This is a genomic window from Pseudomonas mangrovi (assembly GCF_003052585.1).
In the GTDB taxonomy this organism is placed as follows: domain Bacteria; phylum Pseudomonadota; class Gammaproteobacteria; order Pseudomonadales; family Pseudomonadaceae; genus Aquipseudomonas; species Aquipseudomonas mangrovi.
Genome location: NZ_QASN01000021.1, coordinates 177,317 through 195,059 on the forward strand (window position 1 = coordinate 177,317; position 17,743 = coordinate 195,059).

Genomic DNA, 17,743 nt, shown 5'->3' on the forward strand with positions numbered 1-17,743 from the left:
ACGGCTACACTGCCTGAACCCCCATCCACCGCAGAGGAAACGCCATGCCCTATTCCGACGAACTGGTCGCCGAACTCGAACTGCTCGCGCTGTTCAATCTCGACAATCATCTGGAAGGACTGAAGGTTCACCACGACGCCACCCCCCGCCATCAGGCGGCGATCGATCGCCTGCATCGCAAAGGGCTGACCAACCAGACTGACGGTGGCTACCTGACCAGCCTGGGTCGCGATGCGGCCGAGCACGCCCAGGCGCTGCTGACGATTCTCGGCGCACGCAGCCCCGCCTGATCGCCGCCCCGGCGCATTGCCGGTTAAAGCCCGGACTGCCTCTGCCGATGTCCGGGCTGACAATCTCGCGTCCCCGACCAGACGAGCCGCTCAATGACGCGCAACCAGGAAATTCGCCCCGATATCGATGAAGGCATCGACCGCAAGGTTCTCGCGCAGCTGCGCGCGCGCTTCCTGCGGATCAACTCGGGGCGTCTGGAGCGCGCAATGGAGGCGCTCTCCACTCGCCAGCAGCTGGTTCTCAAGCTGCTGCCGCTGCTGTTCCACGTCAACCATCCCCTGCTTCCCGGCTACGTCTCTGGCCTCACACCGGCAGGTCTCTCTGGTTACGAACCTGCCGACGATGTGCTGGCCGAAGCCCAGCGCCTGACGCGCTCGTTCCTCTACAAGCCGACCCGCGGCAAGGTCAGCCAGCCGATCCACGGACTCTTCCTGATGGGCAGCCTCGGCACCCTCGCCCAGGCGGAAAAGAGCGACATGGACGTCTGGGTCTGCCACGCGCCAGATCTTCCGGTCGAGCGGGTCGCCGAGCTACAGCGCAAATGCCACCTACTCGAAGCATGGGCCGCAACCCAGGGCGCCGAGGCGCACTTCTTTCTGGTCGATCCCGCGCGCTTCACCCAGGGCGACCGGGAGGCGCACCTGACCTCCGACGACTGCGGCACCACCCAGCACTACCTGCTGCTCGACGAGTTCTACCGCACCGCCATCTGGCTCGGCGGACGCACGCCGCTCTGGTGGCTGGTGCCGGTCTACGAGGAAGGTCGCTACCGCGAATACGTGCACACCCTGCTGTCTAAGCGCTTCCTGCGCGCCGAGGAGGTGCTCGACCTTGGCCATCTGGCGCGGATTCCACCGGGCGAGTTCATCGGCGCAGGCATGTGGCAGCTGTACAAGGGCATCGAGTCGCCCTACAAGTCAGTGCTCAAGCTGCTGCTGACCGAGGTCTACGCCAGCGAACACCCGGCCGTGCAGTGTCTGTCGCTGCGCTACAAGCAGGCGGTCTACGCCAACCGCCTCGACCTCGACGAGCTGGACCCCTACGTCGTGGTCTATCGCCGACTGGAGGAACACCTGGCATCCCGCGGCGAACTCGAGCGACTCGAACTGGTTCGCCGCTGCCTCTATCTGAAAGCCAACAAGAAGATCAGCAGTCCGCCACGCAACGGCCGCAAGAGCTGGCAACGTCGTTTGCTGGAACGCCTGACCGGCGAATGGCAGTGGGACCAGCGTCAGTTGACGATGCTCGACAGCCGCAGCCAGTGGAAAGTCCGCCAGGTCGGCAGCGAACGCCGCGCACTGGTCAACGAACTGACCTACAGCTACCGCTTCCTGTCCCAGTTCGCCCGCCTGCAGCAGGCCGCCAGCTCACTCAACAGTCGCGATCTCGGCGTACTCGGCCGTCGTCTGTATGCAGCATTCGAACGCAAGGCCGGCAAGGTCGAATTCATCAACCCCGGCATCGCTCCCGACCTCGCCGAGGACACACTGACGCTGGTCCAGGCACCGGCGCCGGATGGCGAGGAAGTCCAGTGGGCGCTGTTTCCCGGCACCCTGACCCATCAGGAATGGCCGGACTTCGCGCCGCTCAAGCGCTCCCGCGAGCTGGTCGAGCTGCTTGCTTGGTGCCACCTCAACGGCGTGATCGACAGCAGTACGCGCCTGTCCCTGCATCCGGGCAACAGCGATCTGTCGGAGTTCGAACTGTTCAACCTGCTCGGCAGCCTGCAGCAGGTTGCTCCGTTGCCACTGCCGCCAGTCAGCGAAGACGCCTTTCTGCAACCGGCGACGCCGAAAGACATTCTGCTGCTGATCAACGTCGGCCTCGATCCGCTGCGCCAGCACAGCCAGATGAACATCCACATGACCACCGGCCGCACCGACTCGCTGGGCTACTCCGGGGTTCGCGAAAACCTGGTGGTAACCCTGGACCAGGTCAGCCTGAACAGCTGGCACGAGATGCTGGTCAGTCGCTACGAAGGGCCGCACGCACTGCTCGATTGCCTGAGTGACCTGCTCAATGGCCTGGGCGAAGGGCCGAAGCCAAATGTGCTGGTGCGCTGCTTCTGCCGCAACCGCGCACCGGCGATCAGCGCGCGCGTGGAGGAGTTGCTGCGCGATCTGCTGGCCGCTTTCGCCAGCGACATTCCCCAGCGGTATCTGCTGCAGATCGCCCAGCAATACCATCTGCTCGACCTGACCCCGGGCCAGGTTCGCCATCGCGCACTCTCCGATCTGCCGGCGCTGCTACGCAGCCTGGGCCAGGAGCAGGCGAGCTACAGTCCGGTGACCATCGATCGCAACACACTGGAAGGAGAAGACCTGCTGCTGATTCTTCCGCTCGGCCGCCCGGACTGCATTCAGGTGTTCTACCGGCTGTTCGGTGACGAGGCCGAACTGACCGTGCTCGATGAGCACAACTCGTTGTGGCGCCAGCGCCTGCCGTATCGCGACGAATCCACACTGATCACGCCGCTGCAGCGCTTCCTGCAGTCGGTGCTGTACCGTCGCACCACCCAACTGAGCCTCGGCGAAAGCCCGGTGCGCGAGTCGCCGGAGATCCTCTACTACGAGCTGGTCCCGCCTGCCAGCCCGCGAGCCCAGGCGGTGGAGCGGCGCAGCGAGCCGCGCAGCGAGATCACCCTGCCGTTCTACAACGTGCAGGCGATCATCGAACCAGGCGAACAGCGTCGCCGGCACGTGACCCTGTACTGCAATCAGCGCGAGTTTTCCGAACTGGAATTCGGTGGCGATCTCTTCGCCGCGGTGGCCGGACACATACTCGCGCAGCGCCGCGAAGCAGAGCGCTATCCGTGCTACATCACCGACCTCGATCTGTCGGCGATGCTCGGCGAAGGCCCGGTGCAGACCATCCACTTCCTGCGCTACAAGGCCGAACTGGAAGAAGCACTGAATATCGCCCTACAGAAGGCTTGAACCAGACCACCGCGAACCTGGATCAGCGCTGGTAGGCGCCCGCAGCTTCCGGCTGGTACTCGACAGCCAGCAGGGTCAGCTTGAGAGTCTTGCCACCTGGTGCCGGCCAGTCGATGTGCTGGCCAACGCTCAGACCGAGCAGCGCGCAGCCGACCGGCGCCAGCACCGAGACGGTTCCGTCACCCCCAGCCTCCTCGGGAAACACCAGGGTCAGGTGGTAGTCCTTGCCGCTGGCTTCCTCGCGGCAGTGCACCCGCGAATTCATGGTCACCACCCCGGCGGGAATCTCGCTCAGCGCCACTACCTGCGCGCGCGTCAGCTCCTGCTCCAGCGCCTCAGCGGTAGCGCTGAAGGTCTCGAGACGCTCGAGCATGGCTTCCAGCCGCTGCAGGTCGGTGCGAGTGATGATGATTGGCGGCTGAGTGGTCATGACAGCAAGTTCCCTCCCGGGAGCGGAATGTAGTTGTGCCCGCGCTCGCAACGGGCTGCGGGCGACGCATTGGCTAGTTGGATTACGAGGAATCGGGCGCCCGACAATGCGACTTCAGGTCGCGAGCGCGGATTCCGGCAAACAGTGGCGCAACCGGAAGACAGTGGCCACTTTGATCTGGGTAATGAAGACCGACCCTAACACAGCGCAGCGAATAAGCAAGTCAGCCCCCCGGCGCAGCGCGGCGCAGATCCAGGCGCGCCTGGGCGTCCTGGCAGATCGCCCGGCGCCTGGCGGCGTCGGCCTTGCCCCACTCGAGGATCTCACCCAGGCTGCGGCCGCAGCCAAGGCAGACGTCCTGATCGTTCAGGCAGCATTCACGGCGACAGGGTGACGATGGCAGCTCATCCAGCGACGCGTCAGACGTCTTCGAACTCAAGGGCTTCGCCCCCCTGCTCAAGAGTGATCCGCGTGAGCATCTCGCCCAGGCGCTCCTCGCTGCTGTCACACAGCCAGACATCGCTGTCAGCGTCATAGTCGAAATGGAAGCCGCCGGAGCGGGCTGCCAGCCACAGTTGGCGAATCGGCTCCTGGCGACTGAGGATCAGTTGGCTGCCATTCTCGAAGCGCACCGTCAGCACGCCGGCGCTGTTTTCCAGGTCGACATCCAGGCCGCTGTCGTCGAACACGTCCTCGACCTTCTGCTGGACCAGATCGACCAGATCATGGAAACGCGCTTCGCTCAAACTCATCGAATCTTCCTCGGCGGGGCATGGTTGCGGGTTTGCGGCGGCGCCCCGGTCGCCAAGCATAACCTGCAACGTCGGCTGCGCCAGCCGACGAACAGTGCGACAGGCGCTCGAAAGGGGCGGCAAAGCCCCGTCCGGCGGGCCTTCTGCGCATAGGCAAGGACCGGAGGCGTCGGTATACTCCAGCGCAATCATCGCTTTTCGCAAAGGATTTCCCATGAAGCGCCTGCTTCCCACGCTCCTCGCGCTCGTCGCCATGACTTCGCTGGTTTCCGCCTGTGGCCAGAAGGGCCCGCTGTACCTGCCGGACGCCGACAAACCCGCCGCCGAACAGCACGCGCACTAAGGAGGCTGCATGAACGCCTTCGAGTACCGCGCAGGTCAACTGTTCGCGGAAGGTGCGGCGTTGTCCGCGATCGCCGAGCGCTTCGGCACCCCCACCTATGTCTATTCGCGTGCCCATATCGAGGCGCAGTACCGTGCCTATGCCGATGCCCTGAACGGTATGCCGCATCTGGTCTGCTTCGCGGTAAAGGCCAACTCCAACCTGGGCGTGCTGAATGTACTGGCGCGTCTGGGCGCAGGCTTCGATATCGTCTCGCGTGGTGAGCTTGAGCGTGTCCTGGCTGCTGGCGGCATGCCTGAGAAGATCGTCTTCTCCGGCGTCGGCAAGACTCGTGACGACATGCGCCGCGCGCTGCAGGTCGGTGTGCACTGTTTCAACGTCGAGTCCACCGACGAGCTGGAACGGCTGCAGCAAGTCGCCGCCGAGCTGGGCGTCATTGCGCCGGTGTCGCTGCGAGTCAACCCGGATGTCGACGCCGGCACCCACCCGTACATTTCCACCGGCCTCAAGGAAAACAAGTTCGGCATCGCCATCAGCGACGCACCGGCGGTCTATGCCCGCGCCGCCGAACTGGCCAACCTGGAAGTGGCCGGCGTCGATTGCCATATCGGCTCGCAGCTGACCACCCTGCCGCCCTTCCTCGACGCCCTCGACCGTCTGCTCGCACTGATCGACGAGCTGGCCGAACGCGGCATCCGCATCCGCCATCTGGATCTGGGTGGCGGTCTCGGCGTGCAGTACCGCGACGAACAACCGCCGCTGGCCGGCGACTACATCGCCGCCGTGCGCGAGCGCATCCGTGGCCGCGACCTGGCACTGGTGTTCGAGCCGGGTCGTTCCATCGTCGCCAACGCCGGCGTGCTGCTGACCCGCGTCGAGTACCTCAAGCACACCGAGCACAAGGACTTCGCCATCGTCGATGCGGCGATGAACGACCTGATCCGCCCGGCGCTGTACCAGGCCTGGATGGATGTGGTGCCGGTGCAGCCGCGTGATGCTGCCCCGCGCAGCTATGACATCGTCGGCCCGATCTGCGAGACCGGCGATTTCCTCGCCAAGGGGCGCGAGCTGGCGCTGGCCGAGGGCGATCTGCTGGCCGTGCGATCGGCCGGCGCCTACGGCTTCGTCATGAGTTCCAACTACAACACCCGCGGCCGTGCTGCCGAGGTCATGGTCGACGGCGAACAGGCCCACCTGGTGCGCCGCCGCGAAAGCATCGAAGAACTCTACGCTGGCGAAAGCCTGCTGCCGACGTGAGGGCGCGATCATGCTATTGCGCTTCACCAAGATGCACGGTATCGGCAATGACTTCATGGTCCTCGATCTGATCAGCCAACATGCGCACATCCAGCCCAAGCACGTGCGCGCCTGGGCTGATCGACACACCGGCGTCGGCTTCGACCAGTTGCTGCTGGTCGAAGCGCCGAGCACGCCGGACGTCGACTTTCGCTACCGCATCTTCAATTCAGACGGTTCCGAGGTCGAGCAGTGCGGCAACGGTGCGCGCTGCTTCGCCCGTTTCGTGGTCGACAAGCGGCTGACGGTGAAGAAGCGCATCCGCGTCGAGACCAAGGGCGGCGTCATCGAGCTCAATCTGCGCCCGGATGGTCAGGTCACGGTCGACATGGGCGCCCCGCGCCTGGTGCCCGCCGAGATCCCCTTCCAGGCCGAGCAGGAAGCACCGAGCTACTCGGTAGAGCTCGACGGCCAGATGCTGCAACTGGCCGCTGTTTCGATGGGCAACCCGCACGCCGTGCTGCGCGTCGACAACGTCGACAGCGCACCGGTGCACGAGCTGGGGCCCAGGATGGAGCTGCACCCGCGTTTTCCGAAGAAGGTCAATGTCGGCTTTCTGCAGGTCATCGACCGTTCCCAGGCACGCCTGCGGGTCTGGGAACGCGGCGCTGGCGAGACCCGCGCCTGCGGCACCGGTGCCTGCGCCGCCGCGGTTGCGGCGATCCGTCAGGGCTGGATGGACTCGCCAGTGCAGATCGAACTGCCGGGCGGCCGGTTGTCCATCGAGTGGGCAGGCCCGGGTCAGCCGGTTATGATGACCGGCCCCGCCGCTCGCGTGTACGAAGGACAGGTCCGCCTATGACCGACCAGCGCCACGATCCCGCCTCGCTCGATGCCGAAATGGTTGCCGCCTATCTGCGCGCCCATCCGGAGTTCTTCATCGACCATGACGAACTGATTCCCGAGCTGCGCATTCCACACCAGCGCGGCGACACCGTCTCGCTGGTGGAACGCCAGGTGAAGCTGCTGCGCGAGCGCAACATCGAGATGCGCCATCGCTTGTCGCAGCTGATGGATGTGGCCCGCGACAACGACCGGCTGTTCGACAAGACCCGCCGCCTGGTGCTCGACCTGCTCGATGCCGCCACCCTCGAGGAGGTCGTGAGCGCCGTCGAGGACAGTCTGCGCCACCAGTTCCAGGTGCCCTACTCGAGCCTGATCCTGTTCAGCGAGACGCCGCTGGCCGTCGGCCGCTCGGTCAGCAGCGCCCAGGCCCACGAGGCCATCGGCGGCTTGCTGGCAGACGGCAAGACGGTCTGCGGCGTGCTGCGTCCGCATGAGCTGGCGTTTCTCTTCGGCGAAGAGGAACAGGCGCAGATCGGCTCCGCGGCCGTGGTCTGTCTCAGCCACAAGGGCCTGCACGGCATCCTGGCGATCGGCAGCCCCGATCCGCAGCACTACCGCAGTTCGCTCGGCACCCTGTTCCTCGGCTATATCGCCGAGGTCCTGGCGCGCGTGGTGCCAACCTTCGCCGCGCCGCTGCGCTCGGTGCGCTAGGGCGGCAGCACGCATCAAGTTGCAGAAGCACAAGGCCGTACCCCCTGGAGCTCGCCGCGTGACCCTTGCAGCCGACCTCGACACCTATCTGGAACACTTGCGCAGCGAGCGCCAGGTCTCGCTGCACACGCTCGACGGCTATCGCCGCGATCTGCTCAAGGCGCTGCAGTTCTGCGAACGCTGCCAGATCGAGGAGTGGGCGCAACTCGACAGCAGCCGACTACGCCAGCTGGTCGCCGAGCTGCATCGCAAGGGCCAGTCCAGCCGCAGCCTGGCGCGCCTGCTGTCGGCAGTGCGCGGCCTCTACGCCCATCTCAACCGCATCGGCCGCTGCAGCAGCGACCCCAGCAGTGACCTCAGCGCGCCCAAGGGCGAGCGTCGCCTGCCACGCGCGCTGGATGCCGACCGGGCCATGCAGTTGCTCGACGGTGGCGTGGAGGAAGACTTCATCGCCCGTCGCGACCAGGCGATTCTCGAGCTGTTCTATTCTTCCGGCCTGCGCCTTTCCGAGCTGGTCAGCCTGAACCTGACCCAGCTGGATCTGGCCAGCGGCCTGGTCCAGGTCATCGGCAAGGGCAACAAGGCCCGCGTACTGCCAGTCGGGCGCAAGGCGGTCGCGGCGATCCAGGCCTGGCTGCCGCTGCGCGCGGCCGTGGGTCCACAGGATGACGCGCTCTTCGTCGGCCGCCAGGGCCGCCGGCTCGGCGCCCGCGCCGTGCAGCAGCGGGTCAGCCAGGCGGGTGTGCGCGAGCTTGGCCAGCATCTGCACCCGCACATGCTCAGGCACAGCTTCGCCAGCCATATGCTCGAATCCTCCCAGGACCTGCGCGCTGTGCAGGAATTGCTCGGGCATGCCGACATCGCCACCACCCAGGTCTATACCCACCTGGATTTCCAGCACCTGGCCAAGGTCTACGACAGCGCGCACCCACGTGCCAAACGCAGGGACACCGAGGAATGAGCATCCGCCTGATCACCTTCGACCTCGACGACACGCTCTGGGACGTGGCACCGGTGATGCACGGCGCCGAAGCCGCGCTGCGCGACTGGCTGGGCGAACATGCGCCGCGACTTGGCCCGGTACCCATCGAACACCTGTGGGCGATCCGCAAGCGGGTCATGGCCGAAGATCCGAGCCTGCGTCATCGCATGAGCGAACTGCGTCGGCGCATTCTGCTGCTGGCACTGCAGGAAGCTGGCTACGTGCCGGGCGAAGCGCGTGACCTTGCCGAAGCGGCATTTCAGATATTCCTCAGCGCCCGCCATCAGGTGTCCTTCTTCCCCGACGTGCAATCCACCCTGGAACAGCTCGCCAACCGCTACATCCTCGGCGTACTTACCAACGGCAACGCCGACGTGCGCCGACTGGGGCTGGCGGACTACTTCCAGTTCGCCCTCTGTGCCGAGGAACTGGGCGTCGGCAAGCCCGACCCGCATCCCTTCGAGCAGGCACTGGCGCGTGCCGGCGTGCCGGCCGAGCAGGCGCTGCACGTCGGCGATCATCCCGCCGATGACATCCTCGGTGCCCGCGGCGCCGGCATGCATGCGGTCTGGTACAACCCGCAGGGCAAGCCCTGGCAGCTGCCGGACGCGCGTCCTGGCATGCTTTCCTCGGGGCTGGAAGGCGCCGACCCCAAGCTGCTGCAGCGTTGCCAGCCAAGCGCCGAAATCCGCAGCCTGGGCGAGCTGCCAGGATTGCTACAGCGCTGGTAGCGCCATAAAAAAGGAGCCCTGAGGCCCCTTTGATTCATCAGCTGTGCGCCGGCGGAGGTGTCAGCCGCTCCACGCTCTTCTGCCAGCCGCCACTTTCTTCCTGCGCCGCCTGCTGTACCGCGCGCTTGCGCCGGTCCTCGGCGCGCCGGATGAAGTACCAGGCAAGGAAGGTGAACAGCGAGATCGACAGCAGGATCAGGCTCGCCACCGCGTTGATCTCAGGCTTCACGCCCATCCGCACCGAGGAAAATATCTCCACCGGCAGCGTCGAGGCGCCAGGGCCGGCAACGAAGCTGGCCAACACCAGATCATCCAGCGACAAGGCGAAGGACATCATCCCGCCCGCCACCAGCGAGGGCGCGATCATCGGTACGGTGATCAGCAGGAACACCTTCCATGGCCTTGCACCCAGATCCATGGCCGCCTCCTCGATCGACAGATCCAGCTCGCGCAGGCGCGATGAAACCACCACCGCCACGTAGGCAGAGCAGAAGGTCGTATGGGCAATCCAGATGGTCAGCAGGCCGCGTTGCGGCCAGCCGATCAGCTGCGCCATGGTGACGAACAGCAGCAGCAGCGACAGACCGGTGATCACCTCGGGCATGACCAGCGGTGCGGTGACCATGCCGCCGAACAGGGTGCGGCCGCGAAAGCGCGGGATGCGGGTGAGCACGAAGGCGGCAAGCGTGCCCAGCGCCACCGCGGCGATCGAGGTGTAGAAGGCGATCTCCAACGAACGAAATACCGCTGTCATCAGCTTGGTGTTGTCCAGCAGGCTCGCATACCACTTCAGCGACCAGCCGCTCCACACGGTGACCAGACGGCCGCCGTTGAAGGAGTAGATCACCAGGATGAACATCGGCACGTAGATGAACAGCAGGCCGAGCCAGAGCATGACCTTGGAAAAACCGAAGCGCTTCATGCCTTGCCCTCCAGGTCTTTCGCCAGGCCTGTGGATGGAGAGCCGGTTGAACAGCGGGCATGGATGGTTGCGTTCGACTGCCTCATGCCTTGCCCTCAAGTTCTTTTGCCTGATTCCGGTTGAACAGAATGATCGGGATGATCAGGATCGCCAGCATCACCACTGCCAGCGCCGCCGCGCCGGGCCAGTTGCGCCGACTGAAGAATTCATCCCAGAGCACCTTACCGATCATCTGTGTCTGCGAGCCGCCGAGCAGTTCGGGTACCACGAACTCGCCCACCACCGGAATGAACACCAGCATGCAGCCGGCGATGATGCCGTTTTTCGACAGCGGCACGGTGATCTTCCAGAAGCTGGTAAAGGTGCGCGCGCCCAGGTCGGAAGCGGCTTCCAGCAGGCTCTGGTCGTGCTTCACCAGGTTGGCGTAGAGCGGCAGGATCATGAACGGCAGGTAGGAATAGACCAGGCCGATGTACACCGCTAATGGTGTGTTGAGCAGGCGCAACGGCTCGGAAATCAGCCCCGTCCAGAGCAGGAAGCTGTTCAACAGACCATTCTCGCCGTTGCCGAGGATGGTCATCCAGGCATAGACGCGGATCAGGATCGCGGTCCAGGTCGGCATCATGATCAGCAGCAGATAGACGGTCTGGGTCTGCTTGTCGGCGCGGGCGATGGCGTAGGCCATCGGATAGCCGATCAGCAGACAGAGCAGCGTGCTGAAGAAGGCGATCTTCAGCGAGCCCAGGTACGCCTGCAGGTAGATGCCCTTCTCACCCAGGTTCAGGTAGTTCTGCAGGTTGAGCAGCACCTGCAGCTTGTGTTCGGCAAACACGATGATGTCGGTATAGGGCGGGATCGCCCGTGCCGACTCGGCGAAGCTGATCTTCAGAATGATCGCGAACGGCAGCAGGAAGAACAGCAGCATCCAGACGAAGGGGATGCCGATGACCAGCCGGCGGCCGAAGTTCAAGCGCCCACTCATGACTGCAGCACCACGCCGCTGTCGTCGTACCAGTAGACGAAGACTTCGTCTTCCCAGGTCGGCCGCTTCACGTGCCGCTCGGAGTTGGCCAGGAAGGCCTGCACCAGCAGGCCCGAGGGCAAGCGCACGTAGTACACCGAATGCCCGCCCAGGTAGGCGATGTCATGGACCACGCCCTTGGCCCAGTTGTACTCGGCGTGCTCGACCTCGGGCATCTCGCTGCTGAGCAGCAGTTTCTCCGGGCGCAGGGCATAGGTGACCTGCTTTTCCTCGGCGCGGGTACTGATCCCGTGGCCGACGTAGATGCGTCGCTCCAGCTGCGGGCAGTCGATTACCGCGTGGTCGCCCAGATCCTCGACCAGCTCGCCCTCGAACAGGTTGACGTTGCCGATGAACTCGCAGACCAGGCGGCTCGCCGGGGTTTCATAGATATCCATCGGGCTGCCGACCTGGGCGATCCAGCCCAGGTGCATGATCGCGATGCGCTGGGCCATGGTCATGGCCTCTTCCTGATCGTGGGTGACCATGATGCAGGTCACACCGACGCGCTCGATGATCTCGACCAGCTCCAGCTGCATCTGCGAGCGCAGTTTCTTGTCCAGCGCGCCCATCGGCTCGTCGAGCAGCAGCAGCTTCGGCCGTTTGGCCAGCGAGCGCGCCAGGGCCACGCGCTGGCGCTGGCCACCGGAGAGCTGGTGCGGCTTGCGCTTGGCGTACTGGCTCATGTGCACCAGCTTGAGCATCTCGGCGACCCGCGCCTCGATGTCCGCCTTGGGCATGCGGTCCTGCTTGAGGCCGAAGGCGATGTTCTGCTCCACCGACATGTGCGGAAACAGCGCATAGGACTGGAACATCATGTTGATCGGCCGCTCGTAGGGCGGCATGTCGGTGATGTCCACGCCATCGAGCAGGATGCGCCCCGCGGTGGGGCGCTCGAAGCCGGCGAGCATTCGCAGCAGGGTCGACTTGCCGGAGCCGGAGCCGCCGAGCAGGGCGAATATCTCGCCTTTGTTGATTGACAGCGAGACGTCGTCCACCGCGACCGTCTCATCGAACTTCTTGGTCACGCGGTCGATCCTGAGCAGCACATCGCTGTTCTGCTGCTCGCCTGCGAGGGCTTTCTTGTAGGCGCCGGAGGCAACTGCCATCTAACAAAACTCCCAGAAAGGGCGGGTAAGAACAGCCCGGCTGTTGCCGGGCATGAATTCAGGGCTGCTGCATGCCGGCCTTGGCCCGGCTCCAGCTGTCGCTCATGGCACGGGCCACGCTGTCGGGTAGCTCGGCGGACACGTAAAGCCGCTCCAGCACCTCTGCCGCCGGATAGATGCGCGCATCCTCGCGCACCTCGGCATCGAGCAGCTCGTTGGCAGAGAGATTCGGATTGGCGTAGCCGACATATTCCGTGATGGCCGCGATGACATCCGGTCGCAACAGGTAATCGATGAAAAGGTGGGCGGCCTCGACATTGCGCGCGTCCGCCGGGATCGCCAGGGTGTCGAACCACAGGTTGGCGCCCTCGCGGGGGATGCTGTAGGCAATCTCGATGCCGTTGCCCGCCTCTTCGGCGCGGTCGGCGGCCTGCAGGATATCGCCGGAGTAGCCCACCGCCACACAAATGCTGCCGTTGGCCAGATCGCCGACGTACTTCGAAGAGTGGAAATAGCGCACGTGCGGTTGCAACTGCGCCAGGCGCGCTTCGGCGCGGGCCAGATCACCCGCATCGACGCTGTTGGGATCAAGCCCCAGGTAATTGAGCATCGAGGGGATCATCTCGTCGGCCGAATCGAGAAAGGCCACCCCACACTTGGCCAGGCGGGCGAGGTTCTCCGGCTCGTAGACCTGCGCCCAGGAACTGATCGGCTCCTCGCCCAGCACGGCGCGCACCTGCTCGACGTTGTAGCCGATGCCATTGGTGCCCCAGAGGTAGGGCACCCCATAACGGTTCTGCGGGTCGTTGCCGGCAAGCCGGGCCAGTAGCGAGGGGTCCAGATGCTTCCAGTTCGGCAGGCGTTCGCGGTCCAGCGGCTGGAACGCGCCCGCCTTGATCTGCTTGCCAAGGAAATGATTGGACGGCACCACCAGGTCATAGCCCGTGGCACCGGCGAGCAGTTTGCCTTCAAGCGTCTCGTTGGAATCGAAAACGTCGTAGACGACCCGGATACCGGTTTCCCGGGTGAAGTTCTCCAGGGTGTCTTCGGCGATATAGTCCGACCAGTTGTAGATGTGCAGTACCTGCGGTTCGCCCGATTCTGGTGTCTGCGACGAATCGCAGGCCGCCAGCACCACAGCGCTCAGGAGAACTGCGCCGACCAACAGCCGGTTAGCGAATACATGCATGGGCAAAAGTCTCCCGTCTGGTCAGGACCGATAGCCGACTGCCCCCGGGGACTGAACGGACATCGACGCCGGCACGGCGTCAGCCAGTGCCGACGCCGTGCCAGGCGCTTACCTGGCGGTCTTGATGGTGGTCCAGCTGTCGTTGATGAGCTGCAGCGCGTCGTTCGACAGGTCCGGGAAGGTATAGATCTTCTTCAGCACGTCGGCCGACGGATAGATGCCCGGATCAGTGCGAATGGCTTCGTCCACCAGCGGAGTGGAAGCCGAGTTGCCGTTGGGGAATTGCACGTAGTTGGTGATCTCGGCGATCACTTCCGGCTTCATCAGGTAATTGATGAAGGTGTGCGCCGCCTCGACGTTCTTGGCGTCGGCCGGCACTGCCAGCATGTCGAAGAAGCTGCCCGCGCCTTCCTTCGGAATGCTGTAGGCGACGTTCACGCCGTTCTTGGCTTCCTCGGCACGCGACTTGGCCTGGTAGATGTCGCCGGAGTAGCCGATGGCGACACAGATGTCACCGGTAGCCAGCTCGCTGATGTACTTGGAAGAGTGGAAATAGCTGATCGAGGGGCGCACCTTGACGAACAGCTCCTCGGCGGCCTTGATCTCGGCAGGGTCTTCACTGTCCGGCTTGTAGCCCAGGTAGTTCATGGCAGCCGGGAGGATCTCGGTCGGCGAATCGAGGAAGGCTACGCCGCAATCCTTGAGCTTCTCGATGTTCTCCGGCTTGAACACCAGATCCCAGGAATCGACCGGGGCGCTGTCACCCAGGGCGGCCTTGACCTTGTCGACGTTGTAGCCGATGCCGATGGTGCCCCACATGTAGGGAACCGAATACAGGTTGCCCGGATCGCTGGGATCGAGCGCTTTCAGCAGGTCCTTGTCGAGATTGTCCCAGTTCGACAGCTTGCTGCGATCAAGCTTCTGGAACACGCCGGCCTTGATCTGCTTGGCCAGGAAAGGGTTGGACGGCACGACTATGTCGTAGCCCGAGGAGCCGGCCAGCAGCTTGGCCTCAAGAACCTCGTTGCTGTCGAAGACGTCGTAGACGACCTTGATCCCGGTCTCCTTGGTGAAGTTTTCCAGGGTGTCTTCGGCGATATAGTCCGACCAGTTGTAGACATGCAGGACCTGGGTGGATTTTTCTGCGGCGGGAGCGGCTTGCGAGGTCTCGCTCGGGGCTTCTGCCGGTTTGTCACAGGCGGCCAGCAGACCGACGGATAGAGCGAGTAGCGTCTTGCCGAAATGATTCATGCGTGTGGCTCCATTTTTTAAGAGATGTACAGCATAGGGGAACGACGTTGCCCTCCCGTTCCGCCTGGCCTGCAGGCATTTCTGCCCTGCGCTCCCGCGCGCTGCGAAGTCTGGCAAGATCGGGGCCGTTCTTACAACAGTTGCGTAGTGCGGAAGGGAAAAAAATCAGCCTTCAAGCTCCGCAAGGGTCAGATCGAGACAGCGCCGCGCCTTCTCCACCAGCTCATCGACGCCATCCCGATCCAGCACCAGCGGCGGTGCGATGATCATGGTGTCACCCACCGCGCGCATCACCAGACCCTGTTCGAAACAGTGCTTGCGGCAGCGCATGCCCACGCCCCGCTCGGCCGGGTAACGCCGGCGGCTGGCACGATCCTCGACCAGCTCGATGGCGCCGAGCATGCCCAGGCCGCGCACCTCACCCACCAGAGGATGATCGGCCAACTCACGCAGACGAGCCTGCAAATAGGGTGCCGTCTGCGTCCGCACCCGCTCGACGATGCCCTCCTCGCGCAGGATGCGCAGCGTCTCCAGCCCCACGGCCGCTGCGACCGGATGTCCTGAGTAGGTAAAGCCATGGTTGAAGTCGCCACCTGCGGAGAGCACCTCGACGATGTGGTCGCGCACCACCAGCCCGCCCATGGGGATGTAGCCTGAGGTCAGGCCCTTGGCGATGGTCAGCATGTCCGGCGCCAGGCCGTAGTAGTCGCTGCCGAACCACTCGCCGGTGCGACCGAAGCCGCAGATCACCTCGTCGGCGACGAACAGGATGTCGTGCCGGGCAAGGATCTCGCGCACGCGCGGCCAGTAGCTGTCCGGTGGAATGATCACCCCGCCGGCACCCTGGATCGGTTCGGCAATGAACGCCGCCACGTTATCCACGCCCAGTTCGAGAATCTTCGTTTCGAGCTGGTCGGCCGCCCAGAGGCCGAAATCCTCGGGGCTCATGTCGCCACCCTCGGCAAACCAGTAGGGCTGCGCAATGTGCACGATGCCGGGAATCGGCAGATCGCCCTGCTCATGCATGAAACGCATGCCGCTCAGACTGGCGCCGGCCACGGTCGAGCCGTGGTAGGCGTTGACCCGGCTGATGATCACTTTCTTCTCTGGCCGGCCTTTGAGTGCCCAGTAATGGCGCACCATGCGCAACATGGTGTCATTCGCCTCGGAGCCGGAGCCGGTGAAAAACACATGATCCAGGCCCGCCGGCGTCAGCTCGGCGATCGCCGCGGCGAGCTCGAGCGCGGGCGGATGGGCCGTCTGGAAAAACAGGTTGTAGTAGGGCAGCTCGCGCATCTGCCGGGCAGCCGCCTCGACCAGCTCCTCGCGACCGTAGCCCAACGCCACACACCAGAGCCCGGCCATGCCGTCGAGGATGCGGTTACCCTCGCTGTCCCACAGATGAACGCCCTCGGCACGGGTGATGATGCGCGGCCCCTGCTCGTGCAGTTGCGCGCGATCACTGAACGGCGGCAGGTGATGCGCCTGACTCAGCGCGCGCCAATGGGCGGTATCGTCCCGTGGACCTTGTTTCATGGCATTTCCCCAACATCCGATGAACCTGCCCGCGCGCTGCGCAGACACTTGTCGCCTCAGACCGAGAACAGCAGAAACTCGCGCTCCCAGGAGCTGATGACACGCTTGAAATTCTCGTTTTCGGCGCGCTTGACCGCTACATAGGCCTTGATGAAGCGCGCACTGAGGTACTGCTCCAGCGCGGCGCAGCTTTCCATCCGCTCCAGCGCCGCCTCCAGATTCAGCGACAGGCGCAGGTTGCGCCGCTCGTAGCCGCGACCCTTGACCGGCGCGCTCGGCTCGATGCCTTCGACCATGCCGATGTAGCCACACAGCAGGCTGGCGGCAATGGCCAGATAGGGATTGGCGTCGGCGCCCGGCAGGCGATTCTCGACCCGGCGATTCTGCGCATCCGAGTCCGGCACACGCAGGCCGACGGTGCGATTCTCCTCGCCCCACTCGACGTTGACCGGTGCCGACGTGTCCGGCAGGAAACGACGGAAGGAGTTCACGTTCGGCGCGAACAGCGGCAGCAGCTCGGGGATGTAGCGCTGCAGGCCGCCGACGTGGTGCAGGAACAGCTCGCTCATGCTGCCATCGGCATTGGAGAAGATGTTCTGCCCGGTCTGCGCATCCACCACGCTCTGGTGCAGGTGCATCGCGCTGCCGGGCTCGTCGGTGATCGGCTTGGCCATGAAGGTCGCGGCGACGTTGTGCTTGAGTGCCGCCTCGCGCATGGTCCGTTTGAACACCAGGATCTGGTCGGCCAGGTGCAGCGCCTCGCCGTGGCGGAAGTTGATCTCCATCTGCGCAGTGCCTTCCTCATGGATCAGGGTATCCAGATCCAGGCCCTGGGCCTCGCACCAGTCGTACATGTCCTCGAACAGCGGATCGAACTCGTTGGCCGCATCGATGGAGAACGACTGGCGACCGGTCTCCTGGCGACCGGATCGACCGATTGGCGGTTGCAGCGGCAGGTCGGGGTCATCGCAGCGCCGGGTCAGGTAGAACTCCATTTCCGGCGCCACTATCGGCTGCCAGCCACGCTCGGCGTAAAGCGCCAGCACGTGCTTGAGGATGTTGCGCGGCGACAGATCGATCGGGGTGCCGTGCTTGTCGTAGGTGTCGTGGATCACCTGCGCCGTCGGCTCGCTGGCCCAGGGCACGACGAACACCGCATTCGGGTCGGGCCGGCAGAACATGTCGATGTCCGCCGGATCGAGCAGCGAGTAATAGATGTCGTCGTCGACGTAGTCGCCGGTCACCGTCTGCAGCAGCACGCTTTCCGGCAGGCGCATGCCGCGCTCCTGGACGAACTTGCTGGTGGGCGAGATCTTGCCGCGGACGATACCGGTCAGGTCGCTGATCAGGCACTCCACCTCGGTGATCTCGCGCTCCTTCAGCCACAGGGAGAGCTGGTCGAGCATCGGACTCATGGGGAAACCTCTGCCGCTGCGGGCTTGCGCCCGAATGAAGAC

18 protein-coding genes are annotated in these 17,743 nt (G+C 64.5%); 8 read left to right on the top strand and 10 right to left on the bottom strand.

Features of this window, described 5'->3' with window-relative positions:
• Positions 1–44: 44 nt before the first annotated feature.
• Positions 45–290, top strand: coding sequence for a TIGR02647 family protein (locus DBO85_RS17085; protein ID WP_108108679.1), 246 nt, complete (start codon positions 45–47; stop codon positions 288–290).
• Positions 291–383: 93 nt separating this feature from the next.
• Entirely contained in the window at positions 384–3,227 is a 2,844-nt protein-coding gene (locus DBO85_RS17090) for a class I adenylate cyclase (RefSeq protein WP_108108681.1), read from the top strand.
• 22 nt (positions 3,228–3,249) lie between these two features.
• Here DBO85_RS17090 and rnk read toward each other — a convergent pair whose 3' ends face one another.
• The 3 genes from rnk to cyaY form a co-directional block, all read right to left on the bottom strand.
• Positions 3,250–3,657 (bottom strand): nucleoside diphosphate kinase regulator, encoded by a 408-nt coding sequence (gene rnk / locus DBO85_RS17095; RefSeq protein WP_108108683.1) that lies wholly within the window; start codon positions 3,655–3,657, stop codon positions 3,250–3,252.
• A 223-nt stretch (positions 3,658–3,880) separates the two neighbouring features.
• Positions 3,881–4,096, bottom strand: coding sequence for a DUF1289 domain-containing protein (locus DBO85_RS17100; RefSeq protein ID WP_233356634.1), 216 nt, complete (start codon positions 4,094–4,096; stop codon positions 3,881–3,883).
• On the bottom strand, positions 4,077–4,409 hold the full coding sequence (cyaY, locus tag DBO85_RS17105; RefSeq protein WP_108108687.1) for an iron donor protein CyaY: 333 nt from the start codon (positions 4,407–4,409) through the stop codon (positions 4,077–4,079). The genes DBO85_RS17100 and cyaY overlap by 20 nt, the downstream gene beginning before the upstream one ends.
• A gap of 214 nt (positions 4,410–4,623) precedes the next feature.
• On the opposite strand from cyaY, the gene lptM reads away from it, so the two are divergent.
• From lptM to DBO85_RS17135, 6 genes are read left to right on the top strand one after another with little or no spacing between them, the layout of a single operon-like run.
• Positions 4,624–4,752 (top strand): LPS translocon maturation chaperone LptM, encoded by a 129-nt coding sequence (gene lptM, locus DBO85_RS17110; protein ID WP_108108689.1) that lies wholly within the window; start codon positions 4,624–4,626, stop codon positions 4,750–4,752.
• Between the two features lie 9 nt (positions 4,753–4,761).
• Positions 4,762–6,009 (top strand): diaminopimelate decarboxylase, encoded by a 1,248-nt coding sequence (gene lysA, locus DBO85_RS17115; RefSeq protein WP_108108691.1) that lies wholly within the window; start codon positions 4,762–4,764, stop codon positions 6,007–6,009.
• 10 nt (positions 6,010–6,019) lie between these two features.
• Complete coding sequence (gene dapF, locus DBO85_RS17120; RefSeq protein WP_108108693.1) at positions 6,020–6,850, top strand: diaminopimelate epimerase; 831 nt, start codon at positions 6,020–6,022, stop codon at positions 6,848–6,850.
• The gene (locus DBO85_RS17125) at positions 6,847–7,545 is read left to right on the top strand and encodes a DUF484 family protein (RefSeq protein WP_108108695.1); all 699 of its coding nucleotides are present in this window, start codon (positions 6,847–6,849) and stop codon (positions 7,543–7,545) included. The genes dapF and DBO85_RS17125 overlap by 4 nt, the downstream gene beginning before the upstream one ends.
• Before the next feature lie 58 nt (positions 7,546–7,603).
• Positions 7,604–8,506, top strand: coding sequence for a tyrosine recombinase XerC (gene xerC / locus DBO85_RS17130; protein ID WP_108108697.1), 903 nt, complete (start codon positions 7,604–7,606; stop codon positions 8,504–8,506).
• Entirely contained in the window at positions 8,503–9,258 is a 756-nt protein-coding gene (locus tag DBO85_RS17135) for an HAD family hydrolase (RefSeq protein ID WP_108108699.1), read from the top strand. Before xerC ends, DBO85_RS17135 begins: the two co-directional genes overlap by 4 nt.
• Positions 9,259–9,295: 37 nt before the next feature.
• On the opposite strand, the gene DBO85_RS17140 is transcribed toward DBO85_RS17135, so the two are convergent.
• From DBO85_RS17140 to DBO85_RS17170, 7 genes are all read right to left on the bottom strand, one after another.
• Positions 9,296–10,180: an ABC transporter permease subunit gene (locus tag DBO85_RS17140; protein ID WP_108108701.1), complete on the bottom strand. Its 885-nt coding sequence runs from the start codon at positions 10,178–10,180 to the stop codon at positions 9,296–9,298.
• Positions 10,181–10,262: 82 nt separating this feature from the next.
• Positions 10,263–11,162 carry an ABC transporter permease subunit gene (locus DBO85_RS17145; RefSeq protein ID WP_108108703.1) on the bottom strand — a complete coding sequence of 300 codons (900 nt, stop codon included), beginning with the start codon at positions 11,160–11,162 and terminating at the stop codon, positions 10,263–10,265.
• Entirely contained in the window at positions 11,159–12,310 is a 1,152-nt protein-coding gene (gene potA / locus DBO85_RS17150) for a polyamine ABC transporter ATP-binding protein (RefSeq protein ID WP_108108705.1), read from the bottom strand. Before potA ends, DBO85_RS17145 begins: the two co-directional genes overlap by 4 nt.
• Before the next feature lie 58 nt (positions 12,311–12,368).
• Entirely contained in the window at positions 12,369–13,499 is a 1,131-nt protein-coding gene (locus DBO85_RS17155) for a polyamine ABC transporter substrate-binding protein (RefSeq protein WP_108108707.1), read from the bottom strand.
• 108 nt (positions 13,500–13,607) lie between these two features.
• Positions 13,608–14,750 (bottom strand): polyamine ABC transporter substrate-binding protein, encoded by a 1,143-nt coding sequence (locus DBO85_RS17160; RefSeq protein WP_108108709.1) that lies wholly within the window; start codon positions 14,748–14,750, stop codon positions 13,608–13,610.
• A 165-nt stretch (positions 14,751–14,915) separates the two neighbouring features.
• Positions 14,916–16,286: an aspartate aminotransferase family protein gene (locus DBO85_RS17165; protein WP_108108711.1), complete on the bottom strand. Its 1,371-nt coding sequence runs from the start codon at positions 16,284–16,286 to the stop codon at positions 14,916–14,918.
• 56 nt (positions 16,287–16,342) lie between these two features.
• Complete coding sequence (locus DBO85_RS17170) at positions 16,343–17,701, bottom strand: glutamine synthetase family protein (RefSeq protein ID WP_108108713.1); 1,359 nt, start codon at positions 17,699–17,701, stop codon at positions 16,343–16,345.
• Positions 17,702–17,743 lie beyond the last annotated feature (42 nt).